At 47.6% G+C, this 22,504-nt stretch carries 18 protein-coding genes; 6 read left to right on the top strand and 12 right to left on the bottom strand.

The window, feature by feature from the left end:
* Positions 1-8 precede the first annotated feature (8 nt).
* Complete coding sequence (locus tag BT127_RS00595) at positions 9-3,776, bottom strand: right-handed parallel beta-helix repeat-containing protein (protein ID WP_075423083.1); 3,768 nt, start codon at positions 3,774-3,776, stop codon at positions 9-11.
* A gap of 299 nt (positions 3,777-4,075) precedes the next feature.
* Between BT127_RS00595 and BT127_RS00590 the strand changes: the two genes are divergently transcribed.
* The 6 genes from BT127_RS00590 to rplA all read left to right on the top strand — a co-directional run bounded on the left by BT127_RS00590 (position 4,076) and on the right by rplA (position 7,162).
* Positions 4,076-4,624, top strand: coding sequence for an SH3 domain-containing protein (locus BT127_RS00590; protein WP_075423082.1), 549 nt, complete (start codon positions 4,076-4,078; stop codon positions 4,622-4,624).
* A 220-nt stretch (positions 4,625-4,844) separates the two neighbouring features.
* On the top strand, positions 4,845-4,994 hold the full coding sequence (rpmG, locus tag BT127_RS00585) for a 50S ribosomal protein L33 (protein ID WP_031562231.1): 150 nt from the start codon (positions 4,845-4,847) through the stop codon (positions 4,992-4,994).
* 17 nt (positions 4,995-5,011) lie between these two features.
* Positions 5,012-5,257 (top strand): preprotein translocase subunit SecE, encoded by a 246-nt coding sequence (secE, locus tag BT127_RS00580; RefSeq protein ID WP_075423081.1) that lies wholly within the window; start codon positions 5,012-5,014, stop codon positions 5,255-5,257.
* 21 nt (positions 5,258-5,278) lie between these two features.
* On the top strand, positions 5,279-5,806 hold the full coding sequence (gene nusG, locus BT127_RS00575) for a transcription termination/antitermination protein NusG (RefSeq protein ID WP_075423080.1): 528 nt from the start codon (positions 5,279-5,281) through the stop codon (positions 5,804-5,806).
* Positions 5,807-5,925: 119 nt separating this feature from the next.
* A complete protein-coding gene (gene rplK, locus BT127_RS00570; RefSeq protein ID WP_075423079.1) occupies positions 5,926-6,351 on the top strand; it encodes a 50S ribosomal protein L11 in 426 nt (141 codons plus the stop codon).
* 115 nt (positions 6,352-6,466) lie between these two features.
* Positions 6,467-7,162, top strand: coding sequence for a 50S ribosomal protein L1 (rplA, locus tag BT127_RS00565; protein ID WP_075423078.1), 696 nt, complete (start codon positions 6,467-6,469; stop codon positions 7,160-7,162).
* 172 nt (positions 7,163-7,334) lie between these two features.
* On the opposite strand, the gene BT127_RS00560 is transcribed toward rplA, so the two are convergent.
* The 11 genes from BT127_RS00560 to BT127_RS00510 all read right to left on the bottom strand — a co-directional run bounded on the left by BT127_RS00560 (position 7,335) and on the right by BT127_RS00510 (position 22,495).
* Positions 7,335-10,529, bottom strand: coding sequence for a glycoside hydrolase family 9 protein (locus tag BT127_RS00560; protein ID WP_075423254.1), 3,195 nt, complete (start codon positions 10,527-10,529; stop codon positions 7,335-7,337).
* A 290-nt stretch (positions 10,530-10,819) separates the two neighbouring features.
* A complete protein-coding gene (locus BT127_RS00555; protein WP_075423077.1) occupies positions 10,820-13,291 on the bottom strand; it encodes a glycoside hydrolase family 9 protein in 2,472 nt (823 codons plus the stop codon).
* A gap of 181 nt (positions 13,292-13,472) precedes the next feature.
* Positions 13,473-14,339: a hypothetical protein gene (locus BT127_RS00550; protein WP_075423076.1), complete on the bottom strand. Its 867-nt coding sequence runs from the start codon at positions 14,337-14,339 to the stop codon at positions 13,473-13,475.
* A 73-nt stretch (positions 14,340-14,412) separates the two neighbouring features.
* Positions 14,413-16,386, bottom strand: coding sequence for a bifunctional 4-hydroxy-3-methylbut-2-enyl diphosphate reductase/30S ribosomal protein S1 (locus tag BT127_RS00545; protein ID WP_075423075.1), 1,974 nt, complete (start codon positions 16,384-16,386; stop codon positions 14,413-14,415).
* Positions 16,379-17,011, bottom strand: coding sequence for a lysophospholipid acyltransferase family protein (locus BT127_RS00540; RefSeq protein ID WP_075423074.1), 633 nt, complete (start codon positions 17,009-17,011; stop codon positions 16,379-16,381). Before BT127_RS00540 ends, BT127_RS00545 begins: the two co-directional genes overlap by 8 nt.
* Entirely contained in the window at positions 16,995-17,669 is a 675-nt protein-coding gene (gene cmk, locus BT127_RS00535; protein WP_075423073.1) for a (d)CMP kinase, read from the bottom strand. Before cmk ends, BT127_RS00540 begins: the two co-directional genes overlap by 17 nt.
* Positions 17,670-17,705: 36 nt before the next feature.
* A complete protein-coding gene (locus BT127_RS00530) occupies positions 17,706-18,230 on the bottom strand; it encodes a putative ABC transporter permease (RefSeq protein WP_075423072.1) in 525 nt (174 codons plus the stop codon).
* A gap of 9 nt (positions 18,231-18,239) precedes the next feature.
* Entirely contained in the window at positions 18,240-19,457 is a 1,218-nt protein-coding gene (locus BT127_RS00525; RefSeq protein WP_075423071.1) for a BaiN/RdsA family NAD(P)/FAD-dependent oxidoreductase, read from the bottom strand.
* Positions 19,450-19,665: a DUF3006 domain-containing protein gene (locus BT127_RS00520; protein ID WP_075423070.1), complete on the bottom strand. Its 216-nt coding sequence runs from the start codon at positions 19,663-19,665 to the stop codon at positions 19,450-19,452. Before BT127_RS00520 ends, BT127_RS00525 begins: the two co-directional genes overlap by 8 nt.
* Entirely contained in the window at positions 19,662-20,414 is a 753-nt protein-coding gene (locus BT127_RS17100; protein WP_318257095.1) for a ComEC/Rec2 family competence protein, read from the bottom strand. The genes BT127_RS00520 and BT127_RS17100 overlap by 4 nt, the downstream gene beginning before the upstream one ends.
* 122 nt (positions 20,415-20,536) lie before the next feature.
* The gene (locus tag BT127_RS00510; protein WP_075423068.1) at positions 20,537-22,495 is read right to left on the bottom strand and encodes a YgiQ family radical SAM protein; all 1,959 of its coding nucleotides are present in this window, start codon (positions 22,493-22,495) and stop codon (positions 20,537-20,539) included.
* Between the last annotated feature and the right edge of the window lie 9 nt (positions 22,496-22,504).

Raw genomic sequence — 22,504 nt, 5'->3', positions numbered from 1 at the left:
TCGTCATATCACTGCTGATACGACTCAGGGAGTGAAGGCAGTATCTTTGCATCGAACTTCTGTATCGAAAGCGCATCCATAGCTGTAAGGCCGTCGCCTCTGTTGAATACATCAGCCCTGTCCAGTGCCTCAGCTGTAAGAGGATACTTCTTGCTGTTTGCTATATACTGGAGTATTGCCAGTGCATCCGAGAGACTTGCTGCTCCGTCGCCGTTTGCATCACCGTATACAATATCATCCTGTACAGGCTGAGTAGTTGTCGGTGCGGACTGCTGTCCGTTTGCAGAATAGTCCATATAGAACAGGTTAGCTGCATCAGCCTTTGTAACAGTGTGGCTGCCTGCTCTGAGGTCTGCGGTTACTATACCGCTGCCGTCAGCTGTATACTTTGTGCCGTCTATCTTTATAGTTGCGGAAGGCTCTGCAAATACGAGGGTGAACTTTCCGTCGGATGGTGCTGTGAAGTCGATAGTTGTTGCTGTTTCTATCTTAAGTGCCTGTGAAAGCGTCTTTCCGCCGTAGCTGACTGTACCCTTGGCTGTTGAGAGATTTCCGTTGATAGTATAGAAGCTGCTCTCCTTGCCGTTTGCTGTGAAATCGTGAGTATAGCCCCCTGCAACAGGTGTTACAGACTGTGCCTTTGTAGTCGTCTGCTGTACCTGTGGAGCTGCTGTGGTAGGAGCCGCAGGTGTTGTTGCAGGAACTGAAGGTGTGGTAACTACAGGCTGTGAAACTCCGCCTGACATGTGATAGCCGATTGATGAGTATTTGCCGTCAGAGAGGGTCTCAGCGAAGCCGCGGGGATCAGGTGAGCCGTCGGACTTTCTCCATGCAGTGTGGAAATCTGTTCCCATTGCAGCCACGCTGAGTGTTATGAAATCGGAGTCAGTGGGAGTGATAATGTCGCCGAGTTTTGCTCCGTTTGTCATAGCTGTTTTGGACTTAGCATAGTAATACTTGCTGTTGTAGTATATGGAATCAGTCATATCGCCTACGAACTTGTCGTTTGCTATCTTGATTCCGGGGGCATTGGTCTTTGAGACCTTGCCTGTATTGTAATAGGACATCAGTCCGTTGAATGTTGCTGATGTATCGCAGCGATATACGAAATAGTTGCCCTTACCGCTTCCGCCTACGCCGTTGTTGTAGGCTGTGCAGTTCTTCATATCGCCGAATTTCGGGTTATTATTGTCTGTGAAACCGCAGTTGAGGTTCTCGAAAGCAAGGCAGTTCTCGACCTTATGACGGGTACCTACTCCGCCGCCGCCAAGCTTGAAGCCGTTTCCGTCGCAGTTTCCGTAGCCTCTGCCGTCCTCTGTGAAGCCGTTGCGGAATGCGATGCAGTTCTTTATAGTAACAACGCCGATAGGTCCTGTAGCTTCCTTTGCATAGAGATCCCAGCCGTCATCTGAGTTGTTGTAGGACATACATCCGTCGAATACGTTTCCATTGCCGCAGGTAAGCTTTGCAGCGAAGCCGTCCGCATTCTCCATTGTAGCCTCGTCGCAGTTGTTCTTTGAGGTACAGTTCTTTATGAGGTTGTTTGAAGGCCACTTATCGATAGTGCTGTACGATGTGTTGGAGCGTGATACCTGAAGTCCCGTATCCTCGTTATCGTTAAACACCATCATTTCAATGATATTGTTGTTGCCCGAAAGGAGCATACCGTTATCCCCTGCATTGCAGATCTCGAAGCCGTAGAAGTGCCAGTAAGAGCCTGCCATAAGGATTCCGTAGCTCGAATTGCTTACTGCCTGACCTGTAAAGTCGAACTTTACCTTTGCTCCCGGGTATGCGGATATCGTCTTATACTTGCCCGAAGCGCCCGAGTTGCTCTCCTCTATCTTGATAGTCTCCTTGAAGCTGTAGTTGCCTTCAAGCAGATAGATAGTACCGCCTGCAGGAACTGCCTTTATTGCGGAAAGTACGTCTGTAGGGGTGCTTGCGGACTTTCCGTCGCCGCCTCCATTTGGTGAAGCGTAGATAACGTTTCCGCCGCTTACAGGCGCAGCAGATGCCTGAGTTGCAGCAGGCTGAGTCTGAACAGGTGCAGCTGTAGTCTGTATAGTTGTAACTACAGGTGCAGGCGCTGCTGTTGTAACTACAGGAGTCGGCGCAGGAGCATTATCCTCCTTGAAGCCGCTGCCTATAGCTGTAATAGAGTCCTTATAGGAAACGAGTGCGCTCTTGAGTCCGTCATTTACGGCGTAGCTCTCGTCATCCTCTGCGGTAAATGTCCACTTGAAGTCTCCGCCGTCCACACGGCCTGCCTTTGCAGTAACGATAGCAGGAACATCCTCGGCATTATCGGGAGTATAGCTGTAGAAGCTGCCTGCTGTATCGAAATTGCTGTAGCCTGTGCTGCCCGACTTGGACTTTATTGAGGAAGGTACAGCTTCATTTCTTGAAGATGCCTCGTAAGCATCGAAATCGGCAGCACTGTCATTCTGTGTAAGACAAGCCTTTGCGCCCTCGATATGATTACCGTAGGACTTGATGACTCCGCCTGCCTCACCTGAGAATGTACCGCCTGTAGCAACATCGCTGCCCTGTCCCGAAATGAGCATAGGGTACTTGCAGTTTCTGAAATAGTTGTTCTCAACGAAAGCAGATGCTCCCATTGTAACGCCTACACCGTACTTTGCATTTCCGTCGTAATAGTTATTATAGATATGAACAGTACATGTTCTTATTCTCGGGTGGCGTGAGTCCGAATGGTCATACCAGTTATGGTGGTAGGTAATGCAGTTTTCGACCGATTCGGACTTCATGCCCTGTAAATTACACTTTCCGTTATCCCAGAAGTGATTGTAAGAATGAGTTACATATGAGGATGTTTTTGTATCAAGTGCTCCGTCGCCCTTGACCTGGTCGGCATCGCTTCCTGCATCGCCGTAGAAGAAATCGCAGTTGTGTACCCATACATGATTGTTTCCCTGCTGTAAGCCGCAGTCATCGCCCTCTGAGCTGTCGCAGTTCATAAAGCCGATGTTTCTTACCTCAACGTTTGAGCTGTTTTTCATAACAAGTCCGAAGCCGTTGAAAGTAGCGTCATTTCCGATTCCTTCGATAGTAACACCACATGTGACCGTGTCGAGATAGAGGTCGCCCTTTGTAAGCACAGAAGGATCTGTGATGTTTCCGATGAATCTTACATCTACAGGACCTGCCTTTGTATTGCTCTTAAGGTTGAGCAGTATGTTCTGTATGCCTGTAAGCTTCACATCATTGCCCTTCTTATCGGGGAGTGTAACGGATACACTGTCCTTATTTGCATTGGTCACGTAAATTACTGTTGCGCCGCTCTTAAGTGTACCGTCATCGTTGTAAGCACCCGATGAGCTTCCGTTCACGAAGCCGTAGCCGCTTCTGTCGTGGGCATAAGCCTCAGCAGTTATCTCCGCAGCCTTTGAGGAGTCCTCCTTGCCGCCGATAACAGGTACTACTTTAATAGTATGGTTTCCTGCCTTGAGACCAACTGCATCTGCTCTCATGTAGCCGCTGTACTGTCTTATCAGCATGGTATCGAGCTGTTTTCCGTCCACGTATACATTGTATCCGCCTGCGCCCGATACTGCCGACCATTCAGCGTACACGCCCTCGCCGAAGCCTGCACTTGTGATGAACTTCACGCTGCTTTCTGCCGCAGAAGCTGTTATCAGTCCGTTCATAGGGAACATATAGCCGCTGCCAAGTGTTCCGACTGTACCTGTAACCGATATGAGTGCTGAAGCCGCAGCAGCTGCGATCCTCTTCTTCATCAACACGTTTCTCATTCTGAATCCCTCCAAATTAAACTCGCCGATGTTTTCCCCTTCATCGGCATTTGTTATCCACTGTCTATATTATATCGCTGTTTTACGGCTTTTTCAATGATTAATCATACGAGTGTACTGATACATTGTGCTTTTAAATCTTAAATTCTTGCGCGATCGTTCATTTTCTGCTCGCTCCGTTTTTTCTCCCGTTCACTCTTTATGGCTTGTACTTTCTTCCCGTCCTATGTATAATTTAATTGTTGTACAACACACCCTTACTAACAAAACATACACAATCTAAAAAACGGAGGCTTATAATGCAGAATACTAAGAAACTCATCGCATCAACACTCGCAGCATTAACTATCTTCGCTTCAGCAGCTGCTCCTGCTGTTTCAGACAATCCACTCCTCGCTAAGCTTTCTATAGTAAGCACTCTCGATGCTTCAGCTGTAAGCAGCAGCAACTACGCTGTTACAACACCAAGCGGTCTTAACATCAGAAAAGGTGCAGATACTTCGTTCAAATCGGTAGGAACGATCCCATTTGCTGCTAACTTTACTGTAAAGTCAAAGACACGCAAGCCCGACGGCAATTACTGGGGCAAGATAACTTACGGCGGAAAAACAGGCTGGATCTGCCTTACAAACTACACAAAGCCCTGCAATTATAAGGTAACTGCTAACAGCGGTCTCGCTTTCAGATCAGGTGCAGGAACTAATTTCTCAAATTACTACTACCTTTCAAAGGGAACACAGATCTACGTTAGATCAACTGCACGCAAGGCTGACGGTACTATCTGGGGCAACGTTCTCCACGGCGGACACTCAGGCTGGGTTTGCATGACATATACTGCAAAGATCTGACCGGACATTATATAATTCTCCACAGAACAGGCTGCCCCCCGACAGCCTGTTCTTTTTACGGAAAATCGCGAAAAAATACGAAAAAAAGCCTTGACAAACAGGTTTTTATATGTTATAATTATGTTACCTCATTAGGGGTTTATTTTTTTGCCCCGTCTGAGGGAGGCAAACAACCTACCTCCGCACGACGGAGGAAGTAATTTTTTCAGGAGGTGCCGATATGAGAGTCAAGATTACATTAGCGTGCACAGAGTGCAAGCAGCGTAATTACGTTTCCAAGAAGAACAAGAAGAACGACCCCGACAGAATCGAAATGATGAAGCATTGTAAGTTCTGCCGCAAGCATACTCTTCACAAGGAAACAAAGTAATCGGAAGGAGTATTTTTATGGCTAAGGATACAACTTCAGAGAAAAAGTCCAAAAAGAAAGACTCGGCTAAGAAAGAACCTAACAAGGTTGCTAAGTGGTTCAAGGACTTAAAAATCGAATTCAAAAAGGTAGTATGGCCATCAAAAAAGACTGTTATCAATAACACTTCAGTTGTTCTTGCTGTAGTAGTTGCCTCGGCAGTTTTAGTTGGTTTACTCGATGAGGGATTCCTCACATTGATGCGTCTGATCTACCAGCAGTAAGGAAATCTGAGGAGGATTATTATGTCAGAAGGAGCAAAGTGGTATGTAATCCACACCTATTCAGGCTATGAAGATAAGGTAGCACAGAATATAGGTAAAGTTGTGGAAAACCGTAAGCTTCATGATCTTATCCAGGAGGTCAGAGTTCCTACCGAAATGGTAACAGAGATTACCGACGGAAAAAGCAAAGAGATCAAGCGTAAGACCTATCCGGGCTACGTTCTGGTCAAAATGATCGTTACCGACGATTCCTGGTATGTCGTAAGAAATACCAGAGGCTGTACTGGATTTGTCGGCCCCGCTTCAGAGCCAACAGCTCTCTCCGATGAGGAAGTTCAGAAGCTCTTCGGAATCGACGTTTCTACTGTTGAAGTCAACTTCAAAGTGGGCGACAGAGTTAAGATCTCGGGCACAGCTATGGACGGCTTTATCGGTATCGTTCAGAACATCAATCTCGAAGACCGTACAGTTGATCTTCTTGTATCAATGTTCGGCAGAGAGACCCCCACTACCCTGCCTATAAGCCAGGTCGTTACTGTGGAGGATTAACCGCTGATTCTACATCAGCTCAACTCAGGTCAAAAAAGAAGCTCGGAAGGAGCTTCAGTGGGAGAGGTAAAATATAAGTCTTGCCTCGCCATTTACCACATTTATGGAGGTGTGCACACATGGCACAGAAAGTAGTAGGCTATATCAAGCTTCAGATCGCAGCAGGAAAGGCTACTCCTGCACCACCTGTTGGTCCTGCACTCGGACAGCACGGTGTTAATATCATGGCATTCACAAAGGAATTCAATGAGAGAACTAAGAACGACATCGGTATGATCATCCCTGTTGTTATCACAGTTTATGCTGACCGTTCATTCTCATTTATCACTAAGACTCCACCTGCAGCTGTTCTTATCAAGAAGGCTTGCAATATCAACAGCGGTTCAGGAGTTCCAAATAAGACTAAGGTCGCTAATATCACAAAGGAGCAGGTTCAGAAGATCGCAGAGACTAAGATGCAGGATCTGAACGCAGGCTCACTCGAAGCAGCTATGAGCATGATCGCAGGAACAGCTCGTTCCATGGGCGTAGTAGTTGTAGACTAATCACTTGAATGATGAAAGGGTCTTTCCCCTTCAGAGTTCTATTGGTGGGAGGAAAATTCCGCTAATCGGTTCGCTATAGGCGTCCGGTATTACCACTTAAATAGGAGGAAATATAATGAAACACGGCAAAAAATATGTTGACAGCGCTAAGGCTGTTGATTCTGCAAAGTTCTATGAGTCTGCTGAGGCTCTTGACTTAGTCTGCAAGAACGCTAAGGCTAAGTTTGATGAAACTATAGAAGCTCACATCCGTCTGGGTGTTGACTCACGTCACGCTGACCAGCAGGTCAGAGGCGCTGTTATCCTTCCTAACGGAACAGGTAAGACTGTTCGCGTTTGCGTATTCTGCAAGGAAGACAAGTATGAGGCTGCTCAGGCAGCAGGCGCTGACTTCGTTGGCGGTCAGGATCTTGTTGATAAGATCATGAAGGAAAACTGGATGGATTTCGATGTTGTTATCGCTTCACCTGATATGATGGGACTCGTTGGTCGTCTCGGTAAGGTTCTCGGTCCTCGTGGACTTATGCCAAACCCAAAGGCTGGTACAGTATCTCCTGACGTAGCTAAGGCTGTTACAGAGGCTAAGGCTGGTAAGATCGAGTACCGTCTTGACAAGACAAACATCATACACTGCCCTATCGGCAAGGCATCATTCGGTGCTGCTAAGCTCGAAGAGAACTTCAACACACTTATGGAAGCTATCGTTAAGGCTAAGCCGGCAGCTGCAAAGGGTACTTACCTCAAGAGCTGCACAGTAACTTCTACAATGGGCCCCGGTGTTCCGGTTGCTACAGCTAAGTACGGAGTTTGATCGGCTGACCGATGTAAAATTAAAAGCTATACCGCAAGCGGTATAGCTTTTTTTGTACCCTTTTTACGGCAGGAACGAAGCTTCACAGCTCTCCCCTGCAATTCATTTATACACAACAAAAAGGACCGCCGAAGCGGTCCTTTATATCGTTTGTGCAATTCAAGTAATCAGATTACTTTGTAAGAGCAGATGCCTTAACAGGGAGATCTGACTGCTTAAGAAGCTTAGCATCGATCATCTGGAGTGCAAGAGCATCCTGACCTGTGAGTCCGCCGCCGTTGTCAACAACGTCACCGTTTGCAATACCCTGAGCTGTGATTGGGTACTTATTAGCGTTAGCAACGTTCTGGAGGATGAGGAGAGCGTCAGCAAGATCAACTACGCCGTTGCATGTAGCATCGCCCCAGAGCTCAGCTTCTACATTAGTACCAGGATTTGTAGGTGTATCAACTGTAGGTGTAGCACCTGTAGGTGTAGCACCTGTAGGTGTAGCAGCTGTAGGCTGCTGAATAGGAGTTGTGTTCTCTCCTGGTGTCTTAGCAGCTGTAAGATCGCCAGCCTTAGCAACAACATCTTCCATGAAGGATGACATTGCAACGAGAGGAGCGTTCCAGTTGATTGTAACCTCGTTTACAGACCATGCCTCAGCGTTATCAACGTAGCTCTTCTGTGAAGCAAGTGTGCCTCTCTTATAGCCAAGTCCGCCGATGTATGGATCCTGCATACCAGCGCCAGGACCACCTGAGAGAACTCCTGCAGGAGCCTTCGGGAACTCAGGATCAACGCCGTTTGCCCACCATCTGTGGTGTGGGTACTGGAGGAAGTAGCTGCCGTAGCCTGATACGTATGAGAAGCCAAGTCCGTTACGTCCGAAGATGTAGTCCATAGCCTCAGCAGCACCGTTCAGGTAAGCGCCGTCCTCTGTAGCAACGTATGCATAAGCAAGAACCATTGCGTTGTTGATTACGAATGAGTTTGAACCCCACTCATAACCTGTAACTTCGATAGGCTTACCAGTCTCTTCATCATTACCGATGTTGTTAGGATCAGTGAATGTTGAACCAACATATGGGATACCCATACCGTTGTCATCGGCGTTCATTTCCTCGATATATTTATTACCAGCAGCAGCGATAGAATCTACAACAGTCTTATACTCATCAGCAGAAAGCTTGTCGCTGTTGAGGAACAGTGTGAGTGTTCCAAGACCTGATGTACAGCCCCAGTTGAATGAGCTGAATGATCCCTTGTTCTCACCACCACCAAGGTTAGTAGTTATGCTGAATGCCTTATCATTACCTGAACGGTCGTTATTATTCTTGTATTCCTTGATATCGTTGTAGTACTCCTCATCGCCTGTTGTAGCATAGAGCTCACAACCTGCCCAGTAGAAGTCATCAAGTACATAAGAGTCACCGTAAGGACCACCGCCGATAGCCTGATCCATAGGTGCGAAACGAGCATCGCCCTTTGTAGCGTTTGTGCCCTTTGTATCGTCAGCCTTCTCGAACTCACCAGCATCAACCTTGTAGCCGTCGCCGGAGTTCTTAACTGCCTCATAGCACTTCTTAGCCTGATCGAGGCACTCCTTAGCGAATGCATCATCAATGCCTTCCCAGAGACGAGCAGCCTGTGCAGCACAAGCAGCAACGTTCAGTGTAGCAGCATACGTAGGAGGCTTAACGAGACGCTCTGTACCCCACTCTGTCTTGTAGTCCCAAGCCTTTGTAGCAAGACCTGTCCACTTGTGGTCGTGGAGCTTGTGGTAAGCGAAGTTCTCGAATTCCTTGCCGTAGTAAGGATCGTCAGACTTAACGATCATCTTGAGCATCCACTCAAGTTCCCATCTTGCCTCATCGAGGATATCAGGGTTCTTATCGCCAGCCTCAGGGATAGAAACGAGATCGCCTGTCCACTTAGCATCTGTGCCGAGCTTCTTAGAAAGCTCATATGTATTCTGGAGTGTCCATACAGAAACACCGCCGTTAACAACGTACTTACCGTGGTCACCAGCATCGTACCAGCCGCCAGGGCCATCTACTGTGTACTTCTTATCGCCATCGCTGAAGTCGCCCTCGTAGAACTTGATCCACTTAGACTGAACGTAAGCTGTATCTGTTGTATGACCTGCCTTATGAGCAAGTGTAGAAGCATCACCTGAAGTGATGTACTTAGACTCGATATCGATACCAGAACGGTTCTGATAGAAGTAGTTGATAGAGTCCTTAACGAGCTTATCATCATAGATGTTCTCGTCGATACGGAATTTATGAGACTCGTTCATGCACCACTCAAGCTTGGACTTAGGATTTGTCCACATGAGCTTATCGCCGCTGAGCGTTGTATCGTAAGCGCCCTTAAGAAGACCGCTGACTGTATCAGATACACCAACTGTATCCTTTACGAAGATTGTATACTCACCAGGTGTTGTGAAGTCAGAGAAGTCGAGGATCTGAACGTACTTACCGGAGTCCTTCTTCTTCTTAGGATCTGAACCGTTGTTACCTGACTCTGGATCCTCAACTACCTTTGAAGCAGTATATGTCTTAACAGCCTTACCGCTCTTGTCGCGGATCTCGAATTCACAAGGTGAGCTGTTATCTGTACAGTAAGAAGCTCTCTTTGTAAGGTTTGGATAGTAACCAACCTGGTTAAGACGAACGTTGCTTCTTGGACGGATAACGCCGAACTCGTTTGTAACATCGAAGTCGTCCTTATCGCTTGAAAGGTTCTCAAGAACCATGTTATCGAACTCAAGAGTTGTTCCGTCTGCGAAACAGTCGTTATCCTGGTATTCACCAGCACCGCCGTAGTGGAATGCCCACTCAGCAACATCGATTGAGTTCTTAGCAGTAAACTCGCCCTCGAAGTGGTTTTTACCCTTCTTGATTACGAGGTTACCGGAGTTCTTTGTATGCTCGTGTCCGTCAGGATCTTCCTTGCCTGCATAGTTCCAAGCCTCTGTTCCTGCGCAGCCACTGAGCCATACAGGATTCTCACCCTTAAGGTCAGCGATATGAGTAGCAAGCTCACCGTCTGCAGATGCAGTGATATCGAATGAGATCTTGTACTTATCGCCAGCAGTGATCTTAAGACCTCTGTGACGGAACTGAAGGTCCCATCTTGACTCAGGACCGTCGTCCTTTACGATAGTTACCTTATAAACACCGTTGTCGATATCAAACTTCTGCTTAGCAGGCTGTGTTTCACAGCAGTGCCAAGGAAGACCGATACCCTCCTCGAAGTCACTCTGACCGAGCAGGCTACCAGCACTTGCTGACATAGGAGCAAACAGAGCAGCTGTAGATGCCAGCATTGATGCAGCCATCAGGCTGCCAGTAATAGCTTTTGCCATTTTCTTGTGCATTTTTATACCCTCCCTGATATAATAAGAATTGTAATTATAACGCAATGCCAGTGCATACATTGCGGTTATAGCAGTGTTGATAGGAATGATGAGAGAGGCGTCCTGACAGGACTTGCACTTACCTTTTCTCATCATTCATATTATATTATATCCGCTTAAAAAAGTAAATAGTTTTCCAGAAATTCGTGTATTTCTCTAATACAGTCCTTTCATTTTTGTGCATTTCAGCAAAAAAGTAAAATTAATAAAGACATCCAAAAGTCGAATTGTGAACAGAATATTAATTCGTTTTATTCAACCGGGAATTTAGATATAAGACGTGCATCTTTCTTCTGTATTTCAAGGGAATCCATGCCTGTAACTCCCGGTACGCCGTCAACGTCAGCCTGCTTCAGTCCCTTTTCTGTGATAGGATACTTAGAGCTGTTTGCAACGTACTGGAGGATGAGAAGAGCATCGGAAAGACTTACATCTCCGTCGCATGTAGCATCGCCCCATACGATCACATCGTTTCCGCCAATATCCTGGCTTCCGGGATTTCCGGGAACTCCGGGTGAAGTAACAGGTGCAGTAGTTGTAGGTGTAACCGTTGTTGTAGTTGCAGGTAAAGGAGCGGCTGTTGTCGGAGCAGCTGTAGTAACAGGTGCAGGAGCAGCTTTAGTAGTAACAGGCGCAGGAGCAGCCTCTGTTGTAGTTACAGGAGTAGGTGTTGGTCTTACAGGAGTTGAGACTGTTGGTGTAGTACCGTCAGGCTCTTCGCCCCATACAAGCACACCGTCAGCATACATTGTTATATGCTTGTTAAGTGAATCAGACTTCTTAAGGTCTGAAGCGTCTGCAAGTCCTCCGAGATATGACCAGTCGTTGGTATAATCCCATGCGCCCTTTGTTGAAACTCCGTCAATAGCATCAGGGATAGAGATCCTGAACTGAACCTCGTCTCTGTGCTCGCTCTGACCTGTAGGCATTATAGCTCTTCCGTCCTCGAAAGCGATCTCAGCGTAGTATGTGTTGCCTGTAGGATCTCCCTCATACTTGTAAGGACCTGATGCAACGCCGTAGCCTGGTTCGCCCTCACTGTACTGCTGAGACTTGGTCTCTACAGTGATCTGGTCGATTGACATACCCTTCTCAAGGAGTTCGGATACATCAAAGTAGTAGCGGTATTTTAAGTCTTTTACAACTCTTGCAGGCCATGCTGTATGGTTCATTGCCCATGCCTTTACCTCTGTATAGCTGTCTGCAGGCTGACCGTTAAGTACAGCAGCAACCTGCCACTCATCCCACTTAGGAGTTTCGATCTCGGGGAAGTCAGCAAGAGGAGTTCCGCCGTAATCAGCCATAAGAGCACACAGTTCAGCAGTATATCCTGCGTTGTAGTCGATAGCAACCTCGGAGTTCTCGTAGGATGAAACAACATCCTTATAAGAGCCGTCTCTGCTCGGACCGCCGACAAGAGCGCCATAGAGAGTATGTGCATACTCTGTCTGATATCCCTCGTCGCCGCCTGATTTCTGACCGAGTTCGTTCCAGTGGTCATCATGGATACCGCTGGCTGTTCTGTGATGAGGAGCCTTCGGATTGTTTTCGCCCATACCAAGAACATAGCTCATTTTATTTTCGTTATCACCGAAGCAGTAATCCATTGTGAACTTAGCGAAGTCGTTATACTTCTTCTGAAGCTCAGGTGCATCCTTATAGATAGTATCTGCTGCAAGCGAAGCTAAGAAAGCAGTAGTTGTGGCGTGTCTCAGTGAACCCCACTGGAAAAGCCATGAGAAGCCGTTAGGAGTCTTATCGATCACCTTTCCGCCGTAGCCTGTTGTCCAGTAATCAAGGTGATGAGATACCTGATCGATCCACTGCTGATCGCCTGTATTCTGAGCATACAGAAGCATAGCGCCCTGAGTTGTATCATCCCAGCAGTGTCCCCATGTGAACTTCAGCTCTGTGGACTGCTGTTCCTTATCGAGATTAGGAACATAGCTTGTTGCCTTATCAAGATAAGTCTTATCGCCTGTAGCCTTGTAAAGCCAGTTTGCAGCAAAGAACAGATCATCGATATAGCTTGAAGGCTTATAATAAGCATGTTCCTTAGCATCTTCGCCGAGCGCCTTTTCAGCATCTGCTCTTTCAAACAGGTCCTTAGCGTGCTTAAGATAATTCTCGTCCTTATAGATCATATAGCCGGCAGCAAGTGCAGCAGCCATCTGGCCTTCGATACAGCTGTCCTGACAAGTGTATACAGGTCTCTTATCAGCGCCTTCCTTGAGCTTGTATTTTCTCATGTAAACCTCAGCGCTTCCCCACCATACATGGTCGAAATTGCCGTCGCCGATCATGTAAACTATGTCCGATCCTCTGTCGCATGCAACAATATAATCAAGAGCGAACTTAAGATTGTTTCTGTAAAGATCGCCAAGTCCTGCCTTGTCTACTGCATCGCCGTACTCGATAAGTCCCCAGCCAAGGAGAGTTGCTGAATAAGCGTTTGTCAGAGTGAACTTAAGGTGATCACCTGCATCGTACCAGCCGCCAGGGACGCCGTCATTCTCCATAGAGTCACCGCGCCAGCTTACCTCATTCCATTCAGGAAGAACGCCTGACTGCTGTACTTCATAGAAGAACATTGATTTCTGCAGAGCTTCCGCATAGTTGTAAGTACCTGCTGCATCAGCTGTCGGAGCGACAGGCATTGCAGATGCTGTACCTGATGCAAGCAGTAATGCAGAAACTGCTGCTGCTAATTTTTTGAGTTTCATAATGATTTCCCCTCTCATTAATAATACTTTAGGCATGGTCCTTCCACACCTATACATTTTAATGATACATCATTTTTGGGAAAAAGTCAAGAAAACATGTAATATTCGCCATAAAAACCATTAATGCACACAAAAAGCAAGTGCGTTTATTGTTCCAATTCACAACAAACGCACTTAATTATCATTCTTTTATGATACAGCCATTAAGCTGAAGATAATCGCCTTCATATACAGTTATCTCAGCGCCTGCATCTCCCGAATCAGCGATAACAGGCGCAACAGGGTTCAGGTCACTGTAGATCGTCCAGGCAGGGCCGTACATAAGAGTACTGAAATCACCCTTAACTACCTGATACGTACCGGGTTCAAGGTCGAGGCCCTTTCCGACTCTGAACATTCCCTGATCCTTATGAGGATCGTTGGTTATGTCATTCTTGGAGAGGTCATAAGCGTTCGACCACGAGAAGTGTAAATACGCACCCTCGGGAAGCTCCGCTATATAGGACTTCGTGCGCCAGCCTTCCGATATAGGCTCACGCTGATAAGGATCCTTGTAGATTCCCTGATAGAACATCTGATCTTCAAGGCTCGCAACAAAAAGATATGTTCCCGCAGGCATATCCTCTCCTATGTGGTAATCTCCCGCAGAATATATTCCAAGTTCCTCGTTTATATCCTTCTTCGCTTCCTCGTCTTTTTCAGAAGCTCTCTCAGGATCTGCAAGTTCGGAAAAAGCAGGCGAGCTTTCCATCTTCTCCACAAACATGTCAGTCATAAGGCTTCTTATCAATGCAAAAGCAGTTATCAAAGCTATTATACACAGTGAAGCTATAACAGTAATGGCTGTAGTACGGGTATTATTGTTATTGAGCGGCTTTTTCACGGAAGGCTCAGGCCTTGACGATTTTTTCCAGTTCTGAACAGTCTTACCGCTGTCACGGTCGGTAGAATATCCCGAATCTCCGTCATCCTCATAGAACCTCATGCCGCACTCTTTACATTCATTGCCGCTGTATTCAGCTCCGCAATACGGACAGATCTTTTTCATTGTTCCTCCATTTTTTAAAAAGGCTGTACCTTGTACGGTACAGCCTTTATATTATTTATAATAGTATACTGAATTACTCAGCATCTTCCTCAGCAGGTGCCTCGTCAGCCTCTGCCTCATCCTCTGAACCATCGAGAAGAGCGCGCATTGAAATGCTGATTCTCTTAGCGTCTGTATCGATATCGATGATCTTAACGTCAACCTCGTCGCCTACAGAAAGGATGTCCTTAACGTTCTCAACCTTCTTGTCAGCGATCTGTGAGATGTGGATAAGGCCGTCAACACCGTCGATGATCTGAGCGAAAGCACCGAATGAAGTGATAGAAACGATAGTTGCCTTAACAACATCGCCTACACTGTAATTAGCCTTGAAGATCTCCCAAGGATTGTCCTCAGCCTTCTTGAAGCCGAGTGAGATTCTGTTCTCTTCACGGTTGAGATCCTTGATGTAAACCTCAAGAGTGTCGCCTACATTGACAACTTCACTTGGGTGCTTGATTCTCTTCCATGAGAGTTCAGAAATGTGAACCATACCGTCGATGCCGCCGAGATCAACGAATGCACCGAAGCTTGTAAGAGACTTAACCTTGCCAGTGTAAGTTGAGCCAACCTCAGCAGTCTCCCAGAACTTAGCCTTAGCCTCTTCCTTCTTATCATTTTCAACAGCCTTGATAGAGCCGACTGCTCTCTTTCTGCCCTCTGTAACCTCGATGATCTTGAACTGTACAGGCTTCTTGAGAAGCTGCTCGAGGTCCTCACCTCTGCGGAGACCTGTCTGTGAAGCAGGGATGAATACTCTTACGCCGAGGTATGTGAGTGTAACGCCCTTAGGAACAACGTGCTGAACAACGCCCTCGAGAACTTCGCCGTCCTCATAAGCCTTAACAACCTTGTCAAAACCGGCCTGCTCGTCAACCTTTCTCTTGGAAAGAGCAGCTGTACCCTCTGCATCGTTAACCTTGATAACGATGAGCTCGATCTCATCGCCTATGCTTACGAGGTCTGAAGGCTTCTTGGTTGTATCGTCTGTCAGGTCCTCAAGCTTTACGTAACCTGTATGCTTAGTACCGAGATCAACTGTGATCTCTGCATTGTCTATGCCTACAACGATGCCCTTGACTTTTTCTCCTGTATGTATTTTTTTGAATGACTGATCGAGAGCTTCTGCGAAATCGATCTCCTCATCCGGATTAGCTGTGAGATTTGTATTCTCTGTCATAGTGGTTTCTACCTCCTTGATTATATAAGCCGGGGTTGAAGCGCCGGCAGTTATACCGATATTATCAGTACTGGGAAGTCTGAGTGAAGAAAGCTCGTCCGCATTTTCGATATGATACGTTTTGCAGTAACGGCTGCACACCTCATAGAGTTTGACGGTGTTAGAACTATGTCTGCCTCCGACAACCAGCATGATATCTGACTCCCTGGCAAGCTTCGCAGCATCCGACTGTCTCGCGTCGGTAGCATTGCAGATAGTATCAAAAATTACAATATTCGGATCGTCCTTTGGAATCTCCTTTAAACATTTATCCCATAATAATATATTATAAGTAGTTTGGGCTACAAATGCAAGCTTTTTTCCGTAATAATTCGGAAAAACGTGTTTTAGCTCAACATCATCTTTGAAAACACAGTAATTTTGTGCACAATGACCAACAATCCCCTGTATTTCAGGATGAGACTCGTCACCTGCAATAAGTATGAAATAGCCTTCTTTTGTCTTCTCCGCCACGATCTTGTGGATCCTCGAAACGAAGGGACAGGTAGCGTCCAGCATACGGTTGCCTTTGCGCTCTATAGCCTCATAAACGTCCCTGCCTACACCGTGCGAACGGATAACGACGGTCTCATCGGGAAGGAGCTCCTCCACCGATTCGATGACTCTTGCACCCTTTGCCTGCATATCGCTGACAACGTCCTGATTGTGTATGATAGGTCCGAGAGTCGCAACTTTAGTGTTGGTATTTAGTTCATTATACACCATTTTAACAGCCCTGTCAACCCCGAAGCAGAAGCCTGCGGACTTGGCAACACGCACCTTACTCATCCTCTTTTACCTCCTCTGCCGCGGCGTTTTCGGGTTCACCCTCAACGAGCTTTTTTATCTCCTCCATGTACTTGTTCTTAAGCTTGACCAGCTGACGTGGATTCGGCTCGTCGGATATCTCAACATAGTCCTTCGGATCTATTGGTTCGCCATATTTTACGGTTATTCTCGTTCGGAATTTCAGCTTTTCGCCGAAGCACACACCAACGGGTACTATCAGCGCGCCCGATCTGGCGGCGATAAGCGCGGCTCCCGAGTGTCCCCTGCCGACCTTTCCCGTTTTGGAGCGTGTGCCCTCGGGGAATATCATCAGGTTCCTGCCGCTTTTAAGACATTCAACTGCGGTATCTATCACGGCAGTATCGCCCTTTCCTCGCGCCACGGGGAAAGCGCCCAGAGAACGTATCAGCCACCCGAAAAGCTTATTGCGGAAAAGCTCCTCCTTAGCCATAAAGGAGTGCTTTCCTCTCGCACCTGCACCCACAAGGGGCGGATCAGCGTTTGTACGGTGATTTGAAGCGTATATTACTGCCGTTCCCTTCGGTATATTTTCACGTCCCTCGTAGTGGAGGCTGTAAGCTGTTCTGAAAGCAAGTCTCAGCAGGAACTTAATCACACTGTACATTTGTTTTCTCCTTGATTATGCGGATTATCTCATTTGCAGAGCCTTCAAGGTCCAGATTCGTGGTATCAACGAGTACAGCGTCCTCAGCCTGCTTCAGCGGAGCTATCTCACGGTGCATGTCCTGATAGTCACGCTTTATGATGTCGTCAAGTATCTCCTGATATGTGGGACAGTCAGGCTTCTCGGCGAGCTCCTTGTAGCGGCGGTTCGCACGTTCCTCTGCGGAAGCGGTAAGGAATATCTTTACATCAGCGTTCGGGAGAACAACCGTACCGATATCTCTGCCGTCCATAATTATGTTGTTCTCTCTTGCTATCTTCTGCTGAGTCTCAAAAAGGTAGGCTCTTACAGCAGGTATAGCGGAAGTACGTGAAGCAGCCATAGATATCTCGGGAGTACGGATAAGGTCCGAAACGTCCCTGTCTCCGAGGAAAACTCTCTGGGCGCCGTCCGCAAATCCCAGTGAAACGTCTGCGGAAGGAAGCGACTTCTCTATATCCTCGTCTGCTATGTTGTTCTCGGTTATATAGAGAGCTACCGTGCGGTAAAGTGCTCCCGTATCAACGTAGATGAATCCCAGCTTTGCTGAGACCATTTTTGCGATAGTACTTTTTCCTGCACCTGCAGGGCCGTCTATAGCTATATTGATATTGCTCATTATCATTTTCTCCTTTGTTTTAACTTTTTGTCAGCCTCATCTTGCCTTAAGAAGCTCCGTCACCGATACAGCAAGGTCAGTCAGTATCGCTGCGGACGCCAGAACACTGAACCCGATGCATACACCCTTCGGAAGTTTCTCGCTGAGCCTGCCCGAAATCGGATGCAGTCCGTAGAAATACGCAACTGCAAGTATACCGAAAATACCACTTGATATCAGCGAGGACCTGTCGAGTATCGAAAACGGCCACGTTTCATAGGTCCAGAACTGCTGGTGAAATATGAACTCCAGCAGATAGGACGCACCAAGCTCGAAAACAGTGGTTATTGCTGCCGAAAACAGGAATATGAACAGCGGATGCCGTTTTTTCCTCAGCACAGCAAGAAGTATAAAGGCTCCGACAGCGTATATGGGTATTATCGGCAGGTGGAGCATACCTCGGTTATCGAAGTAGTGCCACATCACCCATACCGTTATGACCTCGTATATCCAGCCTGCAAAGCCTGCGGCAACGAACTCGAAAACATAGCGGAACACATTCCTTATACGTTTATCTGTCATAGACTGTCCTCACATGTAGAGCGCAGCGGTATAAGCCGTAGAAAAGGCTATCTGAAGGTTGAATCCGCCTGTATAGGCATCCACATCGATGACCTCGCCTGCAAAGTAGAGTCCGCTCACCAGTTTGGACTCCATAGTTTTCGGATCGATCTCCTTGACGGAAACTCCTCCGCTGGTGATTATAGCCTCGTCCAAAGGACGGAATCCCGATATCCTTACAGGGAAAGCCTTTATCAGTTCACCGAACCTGCGGCGCTGTTCTCTTGTTATGCTGTTTATCTTCTGTTCGGGAGCTATTCCCGAAAGCTTTGTGATAACGGGTATCAGCTTCGCAGGGAGCAGCTTCCTTATGCCGTTTATGAAGTCACGATTAAGGTTCTCGGCGAAGTCGCGCTGAATACGTGCATCGAGCTGTTCGGGCGAAAGTGCAGGTTTAAGGTCTATGCTTATCCTGCATCTGTCCGGCGCTATACTGCGTATATGCGAGCTTGCGCTGAGCACGAGCGGTCCCGAAACTCCGAAATGAGTGAACAGCATCTCTCCCATTTCGCTGTAAAGCAGCTTATCGCCGTCGTAAAGGCTGAGAGTTACGTTTCTCAGCGACAGTCCCATAAGCTCGGCGCAGTACTTGTCGGGAGATACAAGGGGTACAAGACTCGGCTTCAGTTCAGTAACTGTGTGACCTGCGCTCTCTGCAAGGGTATGACCGTCACCGTCCGAACCTGTTTTCGGATAGGAGCATCCTCCGCAGGCTATAAGTACCGAATTGCTCAGGTATTCCCTTCCTCCTGCCCTTACTCCTTTGCAGACGCCGTCCTCTATGATGAGCGCTGAAACACGCTTGTTTACTATCTCAACGCCAAGACGTTCCATTTCACGGTTAAGGGCGTTTACGATGTCCTCAGCCTTATCGCTTACGGGAAAGACTCTGTTTCCCCTTTCGGTCTTCAGCGGAACTCCCAACTCCTCGAAAAAAGCCATGGTATCCGAGGAATCAAAGTTGGAAAATGCACTGTAAAGGAATCTCGGGTTCACGGGGATATTGTTCATATGCTCCTGCATAGTTGAATTATTCGTCACATTGCAACGTCCCTTGCCGGTTATCCTGAGCTTTCTGCCTGTCTGCTGATTCTTCTCGAACAGCAAAACGGTCTTGCCGAACCTTGCTGCCTGTACTGCCGCCATACAGCCTGCCGCACCTGCACCTACAATAATGGTATCAGTCATATTCTCCTCTGAGAAGCCTTCGTATCTTCTCTTCAACACCCTCCCTTAATTCGTTTGTCCTTACGTTGTCGAGGGTACACAGACCGTTTTCATAACGGATAACGTCGCCCTCCTGTGCTGCCGCAGGAAGCATGTCTCTGCGGATGTTCATTGTGCCTTCAGAAGTTACGATAACTGCAAACTCTCCTTCAAATCTGTCGATCCTCATATTATTTCATCCCTTTCCGTCCGGACGGATATTTCTTCTCCGTCGGAACAAATAATTATATCGCCGCACAGATCAGTGCGGAAAATATTCTTTGTATATCTTTGCAGTCTCTTTATGACCTGATCGGAAGGATGTCCGTAAGGATTATCTCTTCCGCAGGATATCACAGCGTATTCGGGACGTATCACCGCAAGGAATCCCTCTGTTGAGGACGAACTGCTTCCGTGGTGACCTGCCTTGTACACATCCACGGAAGAAAGCCTTCCCGAAAGGATCATTTCCGTCTCGGAAGCCTCCTCCGCATCACCTGTGAACAAAAAGCTCTTTTTGCCGTGACGCATGAGTATGCCTATGGAATAGTCATTCAGGCCCTCGTAGTCATCTGAACAGGGAGCTACAACGGTACAGTGTCCGTCGCCGACGGTAAAACTTTCTCCTGCACTTACTTCTGAAAGCTTTACTCTTTTCCTGTTCACTGCGTCAAGGAACTTATCATAATAGACTGCTGTTGGTATTTTCTCTCTTTTTACATGCGGGATATATATTTCACCCACATCGAATCTCTCTATAATATCTGCCATTCCGCCCATGTGGTCGGAATGAGGATGCGTACATACTATCACGTCGAGGCGTGATATGCCGTATTTTTCAAGATAGTTCTCTACGCTTCCGACTTCGGTGTACTCTCCGCTGTCGATGAGCATAGCTTCTCTTCCTGCGGTTATCAGGGTACAGTCACCCTGTCCCACATCTATATAATGCACATAAAGCTCTCCCTCGGCGGTATATACCGGAGGACGTCTGAGGTAGATAAACAGTGCCGCAGCACCTGCAAGCACCAGAAGGAACGCAATGTTCCCCAGCAGATTCCTCAGCGACCTTTTCCGCCTGAGCTTTTCTTTCCTTTTTTCTGCTGCCCTTGCACTGAGCTGTGCGTAAAGCTCTTCCTGTTCTTCGGTGAGGACTGTTTTCTGTCCCGATCGCCGTTCTTTTTCTGCCAAGAGCCTTCACCGCCTTTTCTGTTTCCGCCCCTCGGAGCGATATCTTCTACAAGGCACTTAGGCGAGCTTCCGATAAGATCACGTCTGCCTGCCTTTTTCAGTGCTTCAAGGACTATCTCCCTGTTCTGCGGACGGAAATACTGCAAAAGCGCTCTCTGCATAGCTTTTTCCTTAGGAGTCTTGGGCACATAGACCTTTTCCATAGTATACGGATCAAGCTCTGTATAAAACATGGCTGTAGAGATAGTTCCCGGAGTAGGATAGAAATCCTGCACCTGTTCGGGACGTATCTTGTTCTCCTTCAGGAACACAGCAAGGTCTATGGCTTCATTCAGCGTACTTCCCGGATGCGAGGACATGAGATACGGAACAAGATACTGCTCCTTGCCGATGCCCTTTGTTATCTCGTAGAATCGCTTCTGGAACGCCTTGTAAGCCTCAATATGGGGCTTGCCCATTTTGTCAAGCACCACCGCTGAGCAATGCTCGGGAGCTACTTTGAGCTGACCGCTTACGTGATGCTTTATAAGCTCGCGCATGAACTCGTCGTTCTTGTCCTCCATAAGGTAGTCGTAGCGTATTCCCGAACGGATGAACACTCGCTTTACGCCCTTTACCTGACGTATCTTCCTGAGAAGTGCAAGGTATTCCGTATGGTCGGCTTTCAGCGCAGGACAAGGAGTCGGCGCAAGACATTTCTTGCCCATACAGAGTCCCTTGCTGAGCTGTTTTTCGCAGGAGGTATGCCTGAAATTGGCTGTAGGACCTCCAACATCATGTATGTAACCCTTGAAATCGGGCATTTTTGTTATTCTTTCAGCCTCTTTAAGTACCGATTCCTCACTTCTTACGGTTACCCTTCTGCCCTGATGCAGAGCAATGGAGCAGAAGTTGCAGTAGCCGAAGCATCCACGGTTATGGGTTATGGAGAAGCGTACTTCCTCGATGCCGGGCACACCTCCCTGAGAATCATAGCTCGGGTGAACTGCACGGGTATAAGGAAGGCTGTATATGTAGTCCAGTTCCTCTGTAGTAAGGCTGAGTGCAGGCGGATTCTGCACAAGCATCATCCTGCCGTGACGCTGGATGACAGTCTTTCCGTAGACCTCGTCCTGCCAGTCATACTGTATCTTTACAGCCTTTGCGTACTCGGTCTTGCTTTCCCTGACCTGTTCAAAGGAGGGACACTGCGCCGCACCTATGGGAGTATTCACAGGTTCGGTCATATAGCAGGTACCTCTTACATCGTGGATATCATGGATATCCTCGCCGTCTGCAAGACGCCTGCATATTTCCTGTATCTGATGCTCGCCCATGCCGTACATGAGTATATCCGCACCGCTGTCGGGCAGTATTGAAGGACGGACATCGTCGTCCCAGTAGTCATAGTGTGCAAAACGTCGGAGTGAAGCTTCAAGTCCGCCAATAGCTATCGGTATGTCGCCGAAGTATTCTCTCAGCTTCTGACAATAGACTATCACCGCACGGTCTGGACGCTTTCCCGCAAGACCTCCCGGAGAATAGGCATCGTCCGAGCGCTTTCTCTTTGCGGCGGTGTAGTGAGCCACCATAGAATCGATATTTCCCGAAGTTACGAGGAATGCGTACTTCGGAGCGCCGAAGCGCCGGAAGTCCCTGTCGGTATGCCAGTCAGGCTGGGCGATTATACCTATCGTGAACCCCATTGCCTCGATAAGACGGGTAACTATAGACGCCCCGAAGCTCGGATGGTCAACGTAAGCGTCTCCCGTTATGTATATGAAATCGAACTGCTCTATTCCCAGCTCGTCCATCTCTTTTTTTGTAGTCGGGAGGAACCCCTCATACATGCATATCAC

Origin of the sequence: Ruminococcus sp. XPD3002 (assembly GCA_900119535.1) — a bacterium.
Taxonomy (GTDB): domain Bacteria; phylum Bacillota; class Clostridia; order Oscillospirales; family Ruminococcaceae; genus Ruminococcus; species Ruminococcus flavefaciens_H.
The sequence above is the reverse complement of the archived record's forward strand: the minus strand, read 5'-3'. Positions and strand labels throughout refer to the sequence as shown.